Consider the following 14,536-nt stretch of genomic DNA (forward strand, 5'->3'; position numbering starts at 1 on the left):
TAGTTTCAATTCACCGGATTGAGAACGCTTGAGCAATGACTGAAAAACCAAAAAAGCTTACAAAGCAAAAAGGTCCCATTAAAAAAATATTGACATTTCCGTGGAGTGGTTTTATCATATTAAAAATGAGAATAAGAAAGTAGGCCCCTGGATGTGGGCTTTTTGAGCAGGAAGGTCAGCCGCCAAGCATAGCCCTTCCTTCTTAGTTTTTAAGGACCAAAACATCATCACTCCTTATATAATGTTTTAGATAATATCAACCCCTTTCGACAAAATATAAATAGGTATTATGATTATACCCAAACCAGGATTGTTTTGCAATATAATCTAACAGGGGGATGAAACTATTTGGTAGCTTGGAAATTACATATTTTAATGGCAGAAAAAAGGCTCAAAATAATAGACGTTGCCAGGTCGGCAGGTTTAGCATGGGAAACAGTATCGACGATTTACCACGGGAAAGCTAAAGCGGTGACTTTGGAAACACTGGACAAGCTATGTAAAGCCTTGGAGTGTCATCCGGGCGATCTATTAGAATATAAATAATAATCCCCAAACAAAGAAAACACGGAAAGGCGTTATACGCTCTCTACCGTGTTTTTGCCTATCCAGTGCCTTGAGCGGCGGGATTTTTTCGAGAATAAAAAGGGGAGAAGGGGGAGATTTAGGAGAAAAAAATAAACGGAGTCAATAGACTCCAATATCCTTTGAGTAGTTTAATTTATATTGTAAAATTCATCTATTATTGTAAGCAGTTCTTGCTTCTTGCCTACGCTTATTTCGCCTTTCAATGATTCAATATCTTTCTTTAATACTGGCTGAGCTAAACTGAAGCGCAATATGCAATTACTCCTTACTCCGTCACGCCCGGCAAATAATTCTAGATCGTTTGGCCTGAACAGGTCTACCCTTCTTGACAAAGGAGCTACCGTAACTATTGGACAGACCGGATTATAATTCTGGTCATTGTTGGAAACAATTACTAATGGAGGATTGGAAAATGTTGAAAAAAATAATCCAGCAATTAGCCGACTATTTTCGGTGCTTTCATGTTAACACTGCTGGCTGAAAATAAACTTAATGTTACCTGTGATTTCCATGAAAATAATTTGAAGGTTTTGTGAACTAGGGGAAAGTAAAACGCCCCCCAGTTGTAACGGTGAGCGTTTTAAAAGAAAGGTGATCATTTACACATACTTATATTAACACTATTTTATCCCTTAAAATGCGGTAAAAATGAAGCAACCCCCACTCCGAAGAGCAGGGCTTTCATTAACCAGATAACTAATACTGATTTACCTTCCAGCAAACAATCTGATTAAAAACCAAATAATCCATTCTACTGGTGTATGGTGATATGGGGTTTTTGCTGAAGGTATAGAACGGAGCTCCTACGCCGCCGGAAGCTTTACTCTGATACCAGTTGATAAAGTTCTGGATTTCCGTCATAGACAGATCGTAATCGATATCCGAGCCGTTGGCCATTGTTACCCAAAGAATCGCCCGGCCTTCGCTGCTGGAAGCCTGCGGGGTGGCGGATGCTTCGTTAGAATTGCCGCTTTCCTTGCCATCTATCAGGGCGGTAACCACGTAGTAATATGTTATGCCGTTGGTCACATCGTTGTCGGTATAGGCTGTCGCTGTTACACCGTTCGGCGTTAGATTAGTATATGGACCTCCGGAAGTCATTGCTCTATAAACGTTATAGTACGTGGCTCCGGAAACCGAATCCCAAGTTAGATTCACTTGCGCGTCACCAGCTGTAGCTGACAGGTTGGTTGGAGCGGGAGGAGATGGGGTCAATTCCTCCATCATCTCCATTTCATAAATTAAAAACCGGCATTGCCATTGTTTGCCGAGACATTGATTTGGTACTTTATATAGCTTGTATCATTATTAAAAACAAATTCTTTTTTATTCTGTGTATTCCAGTCAGTAACATTAGATTGCGTATCTAATATAACCCAAGCCGAGCCATTCCAACCCTCAAAGGTCCAGTTTTTGGGTGCTCTATCGAAATAATTACTTACTAGTAATGTATATTTACATATTTTTTTTAAACTTGAAAACTCATAAGCAAGCCACCCGGTACGGTTGTCTGTTTCATGAAATGATCCTACACTATCATCAAACGCAAGATAGGCATAGTAATGCGCCTCTTGACCAGTAGAACTTGCATATCCTGAAGGATAATTGTTACTTGTCATATCCGGGATTAGATCATCAGTATACTCTGTAGCCATAGCAACTCCAGGGATAAAAATCGCTACCAACAACAACATAATCACTAAATATTTTTTCATTTCTTTCCCCTTTCTTTCCTTTTTTTATTGATTCACTTTATAACTCGCCTCGCTGGATACTAAAAATCACCACCTTCTCTATTAAATAAATCCTATATATGTAACAATTCGACAAAGCAAAAAGCTACCCTTGCCAAAATATCCAACAAATACCGACATAGTTCTACATTGTTCTGCAAAAGGAAATAACAGCAAAAGCCCCACTCGCCATTGAGCAGGGCTCGTTTCGAGGACTAAGCCGGTTTGGAAAAGTCCCTGGTTAGTATGTCCTTTATAGTCCTAAATTACATTAACCGTCCTTGTTGCCTCATCCCAGGATACCGTTTTGCCCAGCGCTTCCGCAAGCGCCCGGACAGGTGCCCAGGTAAGATCATCAATCTCTTTACCCTCCAGGACTTTGCCGGCAACCCTAATCGTTATCGCCCCTGTTACTGTGATTGCTTTCTTTTGCAATCCCAAAGCCACCACCAGACCGTAAGCGATCTCGTTGGCCAGGCCGTCCAAAAACGATGAATCTTTCAGCTTCTCCGCGTCGGCCGCCGTATCAATAAATAAGTTCTCAAGCAGCACTGCCGGCATCTCTGTTTCACGCAACACAGCGAAATTAGCCCTTTTCTTACCTCTGTCAACAACACCCTGCCCGGCAAGAAAACCGCTATAAATGGTGCTATGAAGCATAGTCCGAATTCTCTCGGTGTCATCACCCGCGTCGGTGTGGACGTAGGACTCAAACCCGGTACCGCCGCCGGCATTGATGTGAATAGAGCAGAAGTAATCCGCGCCCAGGTCGTTGGCAAATGCAGCCCGTTCGTTCAGGGAATCACTCCGCGGCGCAAACTTAACCTGCACGTCATAAGGCACCAGCTTTGCAGCAATGCGATTGCAAATATCATCTGTGAGGTTGGCTTCCTCTAGGCCATTACCGCAGGCCCCCGGGTCTTTCCCACCGTGGCCTTTGTCTAATACTAAAATCATTGTCTTTCCTCCTTAACTTCGTTGCTACTTTTCTTCTGGATTTCTTCCAAGGCTTTCGCCAACACATCCGGAACAGGCAACCCTGCCCGGCCGGCATTCTTCAAAACGCTTAGGCCCTCAATGCCGATATAAAACGATATGACAGCAGTACGGATGATGGTCGTCCCCACGGTCTGGTCAATATTAAAGGCTACGGCAACCAAAATGAAAATGAGGACCTTTTTAGCCACCCCTTTAAATCTTACTTCCGAGTTAAGCGTTTTTTCCACGAACGCTGCCAGTAGGCCGCTGGCATAGTCAAGTGCCACCATGATTACTAAAGCCTTTAATAACATATCCCATCCCCCAAGAACACTGCAGACAGTCCCGCCGATTGCCGCGCAGACCAAACCTACGGTTGCCTTGATTTTGTAACCTTCCATTTCCATTTTCCTTCACCCCCATAAAAATAACCGCCCCGCGGCGGTAAATATTTCACGAAAAATAATTCAGGCCCCATGGCGGGGTGAGGAATGTAATAAGACTTTTTTGTAAAATTTAACGTTCTATATGTTTCCTAAATTCCTTACCCTAATGGAGCGGCAACCTGCGACCTGCCGTTTGCATCACGCCTCATCACTGTATCCCCAGGCTCACCACCTACGTACCGGTAACTTAGCTCGGTTATCAGTACCGGTGCGTTTATAATCGTTTCCGTAATTAGCAGCATGATCGGCTTACCGGCAATGCGCCAGTTAATGAGCATGTTCAGTGCATCGTCCGGCTTAGGTATATCGTCCGTCCGGCAGTAGCTTTTGTCATGTTCGGCCGAAAAAAAACTAGAAAAAGAAATCCCGGATCGCTCGTCGCCCGTAGGGAAGTCTATGTCGCCGATATTGATGACATTGACCGTCTCTATTTTCTTAGCTCCCCTGGCCGTTATCTCGCTGGGGTTGACCGGGATGTGGAGCTCTGGACCGGCTGGGTCCTTGAGGTATATGTCCATGGAGATCGCCTCCTTAAAAGCTATTATTTAACTATTTTGTGAAGGATCGTCCTCCTCCCCGTCGAAACTAGCAGTTATGGACCACCAAATACGGCAGGGGGAGGTGAGAATCTTGGGAACGAGACTCCGCTATGAAAAAATGATCCGCGACAAATTTCCTGAAATTCGTTGGTTACGTGTCTATTCATCTGGATATTTCGAAGTAGTTGTGTACGCATGTGATGAAAATTTAAATCTATCTAATTCTCTTGCACAGCAACTCAGTATCTTCCTTGAAAATCAGGGGGCGGCTCATATCAAGCACATTGTAAAACATTATTTCTTTATAAGAGAAGACAATGTACCACCAGCTAGCGAACCCCCTCCTGAAATTAAACATATCGCCTTATACGGCGAATTAGACGCTCGGGGCATTAAAGAATCCATAATAAAAGCCTTTCCGTTTCTAAATATGAAAATGGTAACAGTGGAGAATGACGTGGTTAGGTTTAGTGTTTCTGATAACATCTTTTTAACTGACATCGAAAAGATGTTTATAAGAGACTACCTCCATGAAATTGTACCTTTAGGTATGCGAATAGAACTCCCTTAACCACCACTGATAATACCGATTTTTACAGCTTTCAGGAGTATGGCCCGGCACTCAAAATTCAATCCTTTTTCTGCCTCCATGCTCCTGGATATTTTTTCGTAAACCATATTCACATCGGTATCTCGATCTAAAGAGAAAAATAAATCAACGGAACCTGGCTTACGTCTTGCCACTCCCATATGAATAACTCCCGGTATCTCTTGCTGTTTTGACCAGGGGATTGCACCAAGGATGCACCTAACCCACCAGACCGGGCGGATTCTACCTTTACGCCTGAGCCGCTTCTTCTCTTCGGGACTAAGATTCTTCAGACTCATCGTCATCGCCCCCGGCCGTCAAATCCGCCCAGGTATTACCCTTTCCGGGCTCACCTGATTCCAGTTTTGCCTTTTCGAGACTAAGCCGCTCTCGGCTAATCTCCATATCTTGCTTCAGCTTGGCGACCTTCAGCTTCTGCTCTTCTGTGGCCATGGCCTCGTACCGGGCGATCAACTTTTCCAGGGTGGCCATGGCCTTGCTTTGCGCTATTAAAAATGTCGCCTGGCGATCCCAGGAGAACTGAAATTCATACTCATATTCGCACTCTTGGGAGTTGGAATTTGTCTTTGTGGTGCTTCTCTCGGTGCTTTTCTCGTAGGACCGCTTCAACTCCTTAATCATTTCGCCTTTATCCGTAACATACATAATCCGCTGGGCGCGGGCAATTGCCGCATACTGAATGACGATCTGATCCCAAAGGATGTCAATCGGGCTCTTAATATCTATCTCCTCAATGATGGCTTTTATCTCCGGGTCGTCGGGCATGATCCGGGCAGAAAAGCCATGCTTCAGCGCATGTTGCTGCCCCGGTTGCGTCCCACTCCCCGGAGCTCCCCCGTGCACCCAGCACACGCGCTGCCCCGCTCGGCGGGATTCTGGCACGGGCTGCCGTCGTGCTTACGGGCACCGCATATCACTTCCGGATCCGGGTCGGAGAGGATCGCCCGGCGCTCACGGCGGAGTTGACCCAGTTCTTTTACTTCGGCTTGGGTGAGGTTCTCGAAGGAGATGTCTTTTAGCTCGGCCAGGCGCGCTTCTAACTGCACTAAATAAGCCTCCAGTTTTTCAGGAGGCCAGTCAATAACTGCTTTTTCAGTTTTACCCAGGCATTATTATTTTGACCCTTTTCTTTTGGGGGCGATTTTTCTGCCCCTTTTTTCTGCCCCTTTTTGCCCCCATTTTGGGGTTGTTTTTCGCCCCCATTTTGCCCCTGGTCTTTGAGCTTTTTAAACTCCTTTTTCAGGCGGTCATAGTTTAATCCTTTCGCCTCGGCAAACTGACGGGCGCTTTTATATCGACCTTGATTGAATTCAAGAAATAGTTTTGCCCAGTTATGTGCTGCTGTGCGGCCCATCACCTCCACCTTCTTACAAAAAAATAATCTAGTTAATCCTATTTCTTAAAACCTCGATAAAGCTAATACATATCTCATAAAAGGCTATTAAACAAACATTTGTGTTACTGAATATTTATCTAAGAGTGCCCACATTTTTATTTTACCTGTTTCAGGATCGTAAAATAATGCAAAGATTATAAACAGTGATGATATTAATATCTTAAAAGAATGCAAGATTAAGGCAGATGAATAAAGTACCGGGCAGAAAAAAGCACTAAAAATAAATGAAGTTAATACAGGTATAGCAATGGCAATTAAACCAATTACAATAAAAGGTTTAGATATTAATATAATTTCACTAACTGGTAGATATTCTCCCAAACTAACATCCCCTTTCCATTTATTATTCGGTTAAAGGGGATTAACTCTTTATATTTTATCCTCAGGAGCTGCGCTGCCATGAGCCGGCATGTCCACGAACAATAAAACCGCTTAGATTAGAAAAGGTTATCGGTGCGCGCCATCCCTGGTTTTTGATTATTTTCGCCAGGAGTTGTATTTGGTTGTCCGGGTGCGTGTTCGGGTTGCGCGGGTTTGGGACCAGTGTTGCTATGTCGGCAAGTTCGTTGTACGCGCAATAAATCGGTACGCTATCTATAAGGGTTCGGGCGGCTGAATTAACGGAAAGGAAGGTGCTATTTTGAACGCGAAAATCGAGCGCGTCAACAAGGACATTGACAAATCAAGGGAAAAATCAGCGAGTTTCAGGCCCGGCTGCGGGAACTGGAAAAGCAGAAAACCGAGCTTGAAAACATTGAAATTGTGGAGGCCGTGCGCGGGATGAATATTCCGCTGACCGACCTCCCGGCCATCTTAAAGGCGCTCCGTGAACAGAACGGAGCGCCTTTCACTTCGGGCCAACTTGGCCCGAAGTCCACCAACAACACAGACAAGGAGGAAAATGAGGAATGAAAAAATTTCGCATGATGGCGGTGCTGTGCGCCGTTCTCACCCTGAGCTAGATTGAACCAGTAATGCCCTGTCGGCTCCATGCCTACCATAACTTTGTCTTTAATGTTTTTTTCTTTAATCGCACCTACCCAAGTGGTGAATTGTCCGAAGCCTTCTGTATCATTACTAAACTTAAGTAATCTTCCAACTTCAAGTCCACGGTAGTCGAAGGCTCTAGCATAGTGGATAAGTAAACTCCCACCCCTTACCCACATGAGCCCGGCAAATACTTTCAACAAAAGACTGTATTTTTTCAAAATCATCCGGTACCCCTCGGACGCCTGAAATCCTTATCTTCATCACATGCAGATTGTAAAAATTCTGAATAGTAGCTTCAATACCGTACGTCCTGAGTGCTTCTATAAGATCCTCCTTCTTTATTGGCCCGCCGCGTTTTTTCATTTTATTTAATATATTTGCGCGTCGAGTTGCTATGGTCAGCGAAGGATCTATTGCCAAGCCGTATTCAGTTTCACGGGTCGGAATTGACTCTACCGCCGCAGAAACTCGCGCTTCCTGCTTCACCTGGTTTAACAGGTTATAATAGTTCGAATTGTCGCTCTACCTCTTTGGAATCGGAGATTATCGCGCCGCCGCCAACGGTTTCCCGCAATATCTTTGCAATGTCTAATGCTGATTTCAGCTGACCTCGGGGATCTTTGCTGTAGTCTAAAAAAATCGATTTGTCTTGGCTATCTAACCATCCGACGGATTTCATATATTCAGCTTGTACTTTTGTTTGAGGAACTAGGCGCTCTAAGAAATTCCTAACATAAGTTCCCGCCGCTCCCCCCTCAGGTGTCTGTGTTCTTGTAAGGTCACTAGAATGGAGGAATCAAGCACTTGTTCATTCTTGCTTCTCGTCCCCCACATCTGGGCCGCTACCCCGGCCATATTACCCAAACCGCGCTGAATGTCAACTGCTTCGGCACTTGATGCAGCGGCGACTTTTGTGATTATGTCGGCAGTATCTAGCATTTGTTGGCCGGTAAGTTGAAATCCCGCTCGCGCCTGCACCATCAACTCAGCAGCCGCTTCAGGTGCCATTTTATTTAGCTGAGCGAATTTAACCGTAGCCTCAGCCGCCCCGTTCACGATATTCTGATAATCAATGCCGCCCTTCTGTAATTCAAGGATAGCTTGACCTACGCCTATATTTGAAAAAGTAGTCTGTAAACCTAGCCGATTCGAAAGGTCCTTTATCTCCTCCATTTTTGCCGCGACTTCATCATATTTGCTTAGGTCCGTTATATCTTTGCCGAATTGGGCCTTTATCTCAGTCATGACCTCTTGGAGGTTGGCAGCCTGCTTTACAGCCTCGGTTCCAATTGTGGTCGTGACCAGAACCCCGGCAGTACCAATGGCCGCTGCTATTCCACCCCCCCAGGCGAAATTCTTGAGACTGTCCATCTTCTTTTTTGTTTCATCGGTCGCGCTTTGCAATAAAGAAAATTGACTAATGATGTTTTTAACTCCTGATGTAGCAAAATCAGTAACAGATATCGCAATCGCTAAATCCAAAACCGTTGACACTGCCTCACCTCTTTTCGAGCAAAACAAAAACACCCTTATGGGTGCTTTCAGTTTCTTATTTATCTTACTTTTCTTTCAATCCACAATCATTTCGCTGCGGGTCCCACATTTGACAGGCCTCTTTTATACATTTTATATGAGGATTTGTTGCTCTGTTTTGTACTGCTATTGAGAATGAAAACGGACAAGCCTTTTCCTTATTATCTTCTTGCTTTTTCCCAAACAATTACACCAACTCCTTCCAACCTTTACTTACACTATACCAATCCCCCCTTATTTTCACAATATTTTTATGCAAAACAAAAACACCCTCGCGTGAGAGTGTTTACAATGCCTCTTAATTTTTACCTAAGTATTTCCTTTTGTGTTATAATAATTCTACAACAGAAAGGCTCAGGGCGGTCGGCATTCCTCCGGAAGGAGGTGATGCCTATGGAAGTATACCAGGCTTTGGCGCTGATGATTTCATTTGCGACATTAGTCGTTTTGGTACTTTCGTTTCCTAAACGGAAATAGACCGCCCAGTTTCAAAGGCTAGCGGTCTATTCCGTTACCTTTAAGCCGACCGCCCATAAAGCGGCTGTTGTGAGGAACCATGCGCAAACATGGTTCCTCTTTTAATTTTACGCATTTTCTAAATTTAGTATACCATACTTTGCAACATATTGTTACTAACTTTCAAATCATCATATGGGTAGCTATTTGCAACATATTGTTACGTTCCAACCTTGTGGCTGCCTGGCTCCGCCTTCCCAAAGAAAGGGAATCCAAGCCAGGGGTTTCCCACCTTGTGGCGGAGGCTTGGTGAGCGTTACCACGCTGCATGAAGTCTTAGTGGCACTTCTCACCCCAGGACACCGAATTGCCCTATATCTATTTAAACATTTTTTAACATAAATTTCAAGTGTAATCCCCTGTCAAACCCCTTATAGGTGACTTTGAGAGTGCTTTTCATATCCTGCAACATATTCTAAATCCCAGCAAAAGAATTCCTTGATAATCCATTGACATATGCCACTATATACGGTACTATCATATAGAGGTGCAGGCTATGAGTAAGCTTGAAAAGCTCCTACAAAAAATTAAAAACAACCCCAAACAAGTCAGGTTCGAAGAACTGGATAAAATACTGACCAGAGCAGGCTTTGAAAAAAGACAGCCAAAAGGCGGCTCAAGCCATTATTATTACACTAAAGGAGCTTTAAAGGTATCCATCCCTTACCGCCAACCATACATATTAACTACTTATGTTGTGGCTGCTATAAAACTCCTTGAAAGGATGGGCGAAGATGATTAAGAAAGACCTTGAATATTACCTTAAACTACCTTATAAGGTAGTCCTCTACCCCGCCGAAGAAGGCGGCTATGCCGTTGAAATCCCGGAGCTTCCCGGATGCATCAGCCAGGGGCAAACCCTGGAAGAGGCATATGAAATGATACAGGATGCAAAAAAAGGCTGGCTTGATATTGCCTTACAAGATGGAGAAACAATTCCCGAACCAGCCAGAATGGAAGAATACTCAGGCAAGTTTAATATCCGTATGCCCAAGTCCCTTCACCGCACTTTGGTTGCAAAGGCCAAGGAAGAGAATGTTAGCCTCAATCAATATATCAACTATCAATTAGCCCGCAGCGTCGGACATCCGGTTAAGTAGAAGGAGGCTTGTAGCCTCCTTCCCTATTTCCTCAAAACAAAAGCATCCCCATATGAGGATTAAGGCATTGCCCTGCCAGGGAGCCGCTACAGCCTCCAGCGCCTTCTCAATCCAGCTGTTCAAGCGCCGCTTATTGACTTTGCGGTTTTCATCGTCGCTTATTACGTTGCCTTCGATATCGGTTTTCGCCAAAGTATAATCATTAGCCATGCGCCAGGCCAGGGAGCCGTCACCGGCAGCACTGGGCTTCAGTTGAAAAGCTCCGATCTGGTGAGTATAAAGCTTAGTGTACTGGTCAAAATCCAATTCCTGCTCGGATCCGGATACCCATGTACATTCAACAGCCAGGCCGGAGTTTTCAATATTGCTGATAACGTGCACAATGGCAGAAAGGCACGCGCCGGAAGTATACTGATCGCCAACCGATTTATAACGGCCGTAAACCATCTGCATAAAGTCATCGATCTCTTTTCCTTCCAGGATCTGCCCGGCAACTTTAATCGTTATTTTATCCGTATCCACTACTGTCTTTTTCTGCAATCCCAGTGCCACCACCAGGCCGTAAGCGATCTCATTCGCCAGTCCGTCCAAAAACGATGAATCTTTCAGCTTTGCCGCGTCGGCCGCCGTATCAATAAATAAGTTCTCAAGCCCCTCATGACATCGCCAACATCTGCAGACGATGCAGCAGCAACCTTAACCATTGTGTCCGCTGCTTGAAGTAGTTGCTCACCTGTTAATTGAAAACCTGCCCTTGCTTGTACCAAAGCCTCTGCCGCTGTATTGGGTGGAACCTTGGATAATTGAGCCATTTTTACTGCGGCCTCACCTGCTCCGGTAAGGATGTCTTCGAGAGCTACGCCACCTTTCTGAAGCTCCAGGATCGCTTGCCCGGCACCAATATTTGAAAAGGTTGTTTCAAGACCAAGACGATTTGACAAATCTTTAATCGACTTCATTTTTTCTTCAATTTCAACCGCTTTTTCAGGATCAAATAAGTCCTTGCCAAATGTCTGCGATTTTATTCCAGACATGACCTCTTGCAAGTCGGCTGCCTGTTTTACTGCTTGAGCACCGATCATGGTGGTGGCTATAACTCCAGCCGTACCAATAGCCGCCGCTATTCCACCACCCCAGGCTATATTTTTAAGACCTTCAATCTTCTTTTTTGTTTCTTCGGTTGCGCTTTGCAATAAAGAAAATTGACTAATGATATTTTTAACTCCTGATGTTGCAAAATCAGTAACAGATACCGCAATCGCTAAATCTAGAATTGAACTCACTTATTCACCTCTCGTTGTGGATCCCACATTTGACAGGCCTCTTTTATGCATTTTGAAAAATTACTTTTATCCCTATTTGGTGCAAAAACAGAAAAAGTAAACGGACACGCTTTCTCGCTTTGACCCTCTTCTTTTTTCTTTCCGAACAATCATACCAACTCCTCTTAGAGCCTTATACTCATACTATACCAATCCTCCCTTATTTTCACAATAATTTTTAATCCAAACAAAAACACCCTCTTAAGAGGATGCTTTTGTTCGTTCAAATAAGTAATGTTAACTTTTAATCAAAAACATCTGCCCGCATACTAACAGTCCCATCCATCCTTTTATTCATTGCCTCGTTTCGTATAAACCCCTTATCAGAATAATACTGTTCCTTGCCAGAATATGCATCCAGGGTCAGAAATCTTACTCCCACCTTTGAGGCGCTAAGCTCAAAGGCAATATCTTTTACATAATCAATTAAAAAAGAACCAACGCCATAATCTTTGTATTTAAAAGCTCTTCCAAGTCTAGCAATCTTAATCGCTGGTACTTTATATGCTGCTTCTATTTTTTCCTCTTCCCGCTCTTTTTTGCTTAAAGGGATCGAATCGCAACACACCGAACAAAAAGCTGCTAACTCACCTTGATAATACAATAAGATTGTGCTATTCATTCCAGATTCTTGCTCTGAATAAGCTTCATCCTTTAAAAAACTGTTCATTTCAGCATCGCCACAATCAAATGCTTCGAGATCGGGCAACTCTGCTTCTGACAACCTCACTAATAAAACTGCTTTTAGGTTAATGTCAGGCATGGTTTAAATATTACAATCCTTTTTTCTTTATGTTTTTGAAAAATTTATTACGCTCTTTTGCTCTACGAATTTGTTCGGGAGTCGGCTTCCTTCTAATCTGTTCTAAAACAGCATCAGCATCTTTCCCGTAAAGCATGGGCGTTGGTTGAAGTTGTGTAGCCATTTTTCTCCCTCCTTTTTGATTCTTCTGAGACTCGTCCATATTAACACCCCCGGCATCTCGTTCATAGAATATCTATGCCCAGTCTGTCAGGAGCATAACCAGTATATGTCATTCTTTGTTTAGAAATATTGTAACATGTCCCATGTGGCATGTCCATATTATTTCAGTTTCTTTTAACGCTCCCGAACAAGGAGCTATGTAAATTTATCTGCTTGCAAAGGATACATTTTAAATCCCCCGATCAAAAGACCGGGGGATTCCTCTCGTTCCACTCATTAACCACAATTACCGTAGCCGCAAACGTCACATCGTCCATCTCCATGCCCTCGGTAAAACTTATACCAGCCCCGGAAGCCAGCGTTAACTCGACGCGGTTCCTGAACCAGGGCTGATCTGCGAGTTTTTTGCCAATTCAGCGAGTTTCTCCTGGGCGGCCTTAGGCAACTATTTTAGTTTCGAGTTCGTTCCACTCATCATAAGTAAACTCACTCATTAATTCCAGCACACCAGCCAACCCTTCAGGAACGTCCATCTTTTCGCCATTGACCGCCGCGACCCCCACCACAGTTTGAATTGTGACAGTGGACATGATGCCGCCAATGTTCTGTCCGCCCTCACTCATGCAAGTAGCCAGCAGTCGGCGCTCAATAAAGTGATGTTGTCCTTTTTTCTCCCGCGGCGTTACGATTTTGCCGGTAGACAGGGTGATGTCTTCCATGATAACCTCCATGAATTTATTTGATATTTTTATTTACGAAACCTTGCTTCGCCTGGCAGCCTGCCAGTTCAAAGTGTTGCTGATCGGCTTGTTATTTCCGTCCACAGATTTCTTGTAACCGTCAAAGGTTACTTCCTCGTACTTATATTTGCGGACAGTGCCGTCTTTGTAAGTCTCCGTGGTGAAGATCAAGAATTTGAGCGTCCCGCCCGTCTGGTCCTGGTAATTGCTCTTTTTGTCAACAATGTCGTCATAAGCGGTATTAACACTTTGCCCTTCGATGCTACCCTTCCAGCCATTCTGAAGCACCTGCCGGTGTTCGGTTTCCTCGCCGATGGGATTCTTTTTCTCCTCGGTGGTAATCTCTTCGACCGACCTGTTACTGTCCAAAGGTCAAAACCCTGTAGCCGTTGCAAAGCGTTTAGGCCACTCTAACACGAACGTAACCCTTGCGGTATATGCTCACACCTACCAGAAGGACGATCAAGCCAACGCTGACATTATGGCTACCATACTAACCAGGAAGGCAGACAAGAAGGAAAGAGATAGTAAAATAATTTAGGAAGCGGATTCCTAAAATGAAATGTCCCACAAATGTCCCACAAAACCGCTTTTATAAAAAAATAAAAACCCCGAAGGGATTGATTTATCTGGTGCGCCCGGAGAGACTCGAACTCCCGACACGCGGTTTAGGAAACCAGTAAAGTATGCTTGGTAGTAGTTAGCGAAACCATGTAATACTTGATATGCTTGTCCTTTTTCTAAAACATGCTTTGTTGTGATAGGTGGTCTTGGTGCTTATTTTGCAGTAATAAACACCAAAAAAACACCAGGTAATCCAAGGGAAACAATGTAAGGACGGGGAGCCTTGGTTTGTGGCAAAAGATGTGTGTGATGCACATGGAGATTGCTGCTTGTGTAATTGTGCTATTGTGTAATAAGGTTTTGCTTCCAGTCCTCGTGCTTCCCGGATGCCGGCAAAGCCAGAAGACTTGATGACGATGAAAAGGGTGTAAGTATTATTTACATCCCTGGTGGCCCCCAGAAGATGACCATCGTAAACTAACCCGGACTCTGGAAACTGGAAAGACGGTATACCAACCCTCCTTGATTTTACTGCGGTATACTATCGTATACTGGC

The 14,536-nt window shown here is 44.2% G+C and carries 25 protein-coding genes; 7 read left to right on the top strand and 18 right to left on the bottom strand.

The features are described 5' to 3' along the window. Positions 1-348 precede the first annotated feature (348 nt). The gene (locus A4E54_RS07365) at positions 349-546 is read left to right on the top strand and encodes a helix-turn-helix domain-containing protein (protein WP_286725350.1); all 198 of its coding nucleotides are present in this window, start codon (positions 349-351) and stop codon (positions 544-546) included. Between the two features lie 738 nt (positions 547-1,284). Here A4E54_RS07365 and A4E54_RS07370 read toward each other — a convergent pair. The 5 genes from A4E54_RS07370 to A4E54_RS07390 all read right to left on the bottom strand — a co-directional run bounded on the left by A4E54_RS07370 (position 1,285) and on the right by A4E54_RS07390 (position 4,263). Beyond that, on the bottom strand, positions 1,285-1,803 hold the full coding sequence (locus tag A4E54_RS07370) for a hypothetical protein (protein WP_286725353.1): 519 nt from the start codon (positions 1,801-1,803) through the stop codon (positions 1,285-1,287). A gap of 26 nt (positions 1,804-1,829) precedes the next feature. Beyond that, entirely contained in the window at positions 1,830-2,303 is a 474-nt protein-coding gene (locus tag A4E54_RS07375) for a hypothetical protein (RefSeq protein WP_240082141.1), read from the bottom strand. Between the two features lie 279 nt (positions 2,304-2,582). Next, positions 2,583-3,278: an N-acetylmuramoyl-L-alanine amidase gene (locus A4E54_RS07380; protein ID WP_240082140.1), complete on the bottom strand. Its 696-nt coding sequence runs from the start codon at positions 3,276-3,278 to the stop codon at positions 2,583-2,585. Next, positions 3,275-3,706: a phage holin family protein gene (locus tag A4E54_RS07385; RefSeq protein ID WP_240082139.1), complete on the bottom strand. Its 432-nt coding sequence runs from the start codon at positions 3,704-3,706 to the stop codon at positions 3,275-3,277. Before A4E54_RS07385 ends, A4E54_RS07380 begins: the two co-directional genes overlap by 4 nt. Positions 3,707-3,843: 137 nt before the next feature. Next, a complete protein-coding gene (locus tag A4E54_RS07390; RefSeq protein WP_240082138.1) occupies positions 3,844-4,263 on the bottom strand; it encodes a hypothetical protein in 420 nt (139 codons plus the stop codon). Positions 4,264-4,375: 112 nt separating this feature from the next. Between A4E54_RS07390 and A4E54_RS07395 the strand changes: the two genes are divergently transcribed. Further along, positions 4,376-4,855, top strand: coding sequence for a hypothetical protein (locus tag A4E54_RS07395; RefSeq protein ID WP_240082137.1), 480 nt, complete (start codon positions 4,376-4,378; stop codon positions 4,853-4,855). Here the strand turns inward: A4E54_RS07395 and A4E54_RS07400 are convergent. Both A4E54_RS07400 and terS read right to left on the bottom strand, forming a co-directional pair. Next, a complete protein-coding gene (locus tag A4E54_RS07400) occupies positions 4,852-5,172 on the bottom strand; it encodes a hypothetical protein (protein WP_240082136.1) in 321 nt (106 codons plus the stop codon). The two genes, A4E54_RS07395 and A4E54_RS07400, sit on opposite strands and share 4 nt — an antisense overlap. Next, the gene (terS, locus tag A4E54_RS07405) at positions 5,153-5,746 is read right to left on the bottom strand and encodes a phage terminase small subunit (RefSeq protein ID WP_286725361.1); all 594 of its coding nucleotides are present in this window, start codon (positions 5,744-5,746) and stop codon (positions 5,153-5,155) included. Before terS ends, A4E54_RS07400 begins: the two co-directional genes overlap by 20 nt. A gap of 41 nt (positions 5,747-5,787) precedes the next feature. On the opposite strand from terS, the gene A4E54_RS07410 reads away from it, so the two are divergent. Continuing rightward, positions 5,788-5,913: a hypothetical protein gene (locus A4E54_RS07410; protein WP_282442265.1), complete on the top strand. Its 126-nt coding sequence runs from the start codon at positions 5,788-5,790 to the stop codon at positions 5,911-5,913. Between the two features lie 26 nt (positions 5,914-5,939). Here A4E54_RS07410 and A4E54_RS07415 read toward each other — a convergent pair whose 3' ends face one another. Continuing rightward, the gene (locus A4E54_RS07415) at positions 5,940-6,257 is read right to left on the bottom strand and encodes a hypothetical protein (protein ID WP_286725365.1); all 318 of its coding nucleotides are present in this window, start codon (positions 6,255-6,257) and stop codon (positions 5,940-5,942) included. Between the two features lie 78 nt (positions 6,258-6,335). Continuing rightward, positions 6,336-6,611, bottom strand: coding sequence for a hypothetical protein (locus A4E54_RS07420; protein ID WP_240082133.1), 276 nt, complete (start codon positions 6,609-6,611; stop codon positions 6,336-6,338). A 402-nt stretch (positions 6,612-7,013) separates the two neighbouring features. Here A4E54_RS07420 and A4E54_RS07425 point away from each other — a divergent pair, with 402 nt between their 5' ends. Then, the gene (locus tag A4E54_RS07425; protein WP_502687928.1) at positions 7,014-7,202 is read left to right on the top strand and encodes a DUF4315 family protein; all 189 of its coding nucleotides are present in this window, start codon (positions 7,014-7,016) and stop codon (positions 7,200-7,202) included. A 213-nt stretch (positions 7,203-7,415) separates the two neighbouring features. On the opposite strand, the gene A4E54_RS07430 is transcribed toward A4E54_RS07425, so the two are convergent. From A4E54_RS07430 to A4E54_RS07440, 3 genes are all read right to left on the bottom strand, one after another. Beyond that, on the bottom strand, positions 7,416-7,766 hold the full coding sequence (locus A4E54_RS07430) for a putative phage tail protein (RefSeq protein ID WP_240082132.1): 351 nt from the start codon (positions 7,764-7,766) through the stop codon (positions 7,416-7,418). 231 nt (positions 7,767-7,997) lie between these two features. Continuing rightward, on the bottom strand, positions 7,998-8,774 hold the full coding sequence (locus A4E54_RS07435) for a phage tail tape measure protein (RefSeq protein ID WP_240082131.1): 777 nt from the start codon (positions 8,772-8,774) through the stop codon (positions 7,998-8,000). Between the two features lie 64 nt (positions 8,775-8,838). After that, entirely contained in the window at positions 8,839-9,000 is a 162-nt protein-coding gene (locus A4E54_RS07440; RefSeq protein WP_240082130.1) for a hypothetical protein, read from the bottom strand. A gap of 206 nt (positions 9,001-9,206) precedes the next feature. Between A4E54_RS07440 and A4E54_RS15760 the strand changes: the two genes are divergently transcribed. From A4E54_RS15760 to A4E54_RS07450, 3 genes are all read left to right on the top strand, one after another. Beyond that, positions 9,207-9,290, top strand: a complete 84-nt coding sequence (locus tag A4E54_RS15760; RefSeq protein WP_353681825.1) for a putative holin-like toxin — start codon at positions 9,207-9,209, stop codon at positions 9,288-9,290. Between the two features lie 535 nt (positions 9,291-9,825). Next, positions 9,826-10,071 carry a toxin HicA gene (locus A4E54_RS07445; RefSeq protein WP_240082129.1) on the top strand — a complete coding sequence of 82 codons (246 nt, stop codon included), beginning with the start codon at positions 9,826-9,828 and terminating at the stop codon, positions 10,069-10,071. Beyond that, entirely contained in the window at positions 10,064-10,429 is a 366-nt protein-coding gene (locus A4E54_RS07450) for a type II toxin-antitoxin system HicB family antitoxin (RefSeq protein WP_240082128.1), read from the top strand. The genes A4E54_RS07445 and A4E54_RS07450 overlap by 8 nt, the downstream gene beginning before the upstream one ends. Here the strand turns inward: A4E54_RS07450 and A4E54_RS07455 are convergent. The 6 genes from A4E54_RS07455 to A4E54_RS07480 all read right to left on the bottom strand — a co-directional run bounded on the left by A4E54_RS07455 (position 10,397) and on the right by A4E54_RS07480 (position 13,785). After that, positions 10,397-11,020 carry a hypothetical protein gene (locus A4E54_RS07455; protein ID WP_240082127.1) on the bottom strand — a complete coding sequence of 208 codons (624 nt, stop codon included), beginning with the start codon at positions 11,018-11,020 and terminating at the stop codon, positions 10,397-10,399. The genes A4E54_RS07450 and A4E54_RS07455 overlap by 33 nt on opposite strands. Positions 11,021-11,034: 14 nt before the next feature. Next, positions 11,035-11,712 carry a phage tail tape measure protein gene (locus A4E54_RS07460; protein WP_240082126.1) on the bottom strand — a complete coding sequence of 226 codons (678 nt, stop codon included), beginning with the start codon at positions 11,710-11,712 and terminating at the stop codon, positions 11,035-11,037. 283 nt (positions 11,713-11,995) lie between these two features. Next, positions 11,996-12,514, bottom strand: a complete 519-nt coding sequence (locus A4E54_RS07465) for a hypothetical protein (protein WP_240082124.1) — start codon at positions 12,512-12,514, stop codon at positions 11,996-11,998. A 10-nt stretch (positions 12,515-12,524) separates the two neighbouring features. Continuing rightward, a complete protein-coding gene (locus A4E54_RS07470) occupies positions 12,525-12,716 on the bottom strand; it encodes a hypothetical protein (protein ID WP_240082123.1) in 192 nt (63 codons plus the stop codon). A gap of 397 nt (positions 12,717-13,113) precedes the next feature. Then, a complete protein-coding gene (locus A4E54_RS07475) occupies positions 13,114-13,395 on the bottom strand; it encodes a hypothetical protein (RefSeq protein ID WP_240082122.1) in 282 nt (93 codons plus the stop codon). Positions 13,396-13,428: 33 nt separating this feature from the next. Then, the gene (locus A4E54_RS07480; RefSeq protein WP_240082121.1) at positions 13,429-13,785 is read right to left on the bottom strand and encodes a hypothetical protein; all 357 of its coding nucleotides are present in this window, start codon (positions 13,783-13,785) and stop codon (positions 13,429-13,431) included. Between the last annotated feature and the right edge of the window lie 751 nt (positions 13,786-14,536).

Source organism: Pelotomaculum sp. PtaB.Bin117 (assembly GCF_002067195.1).
Classification (GTDB): Bacteria; Bacillota; Desulfotomaculia; order Desulfotomaculales; family Pelotomaculaceae; genus Pelotomaculum_D; species Pelotomaculum_D terephthalicicum.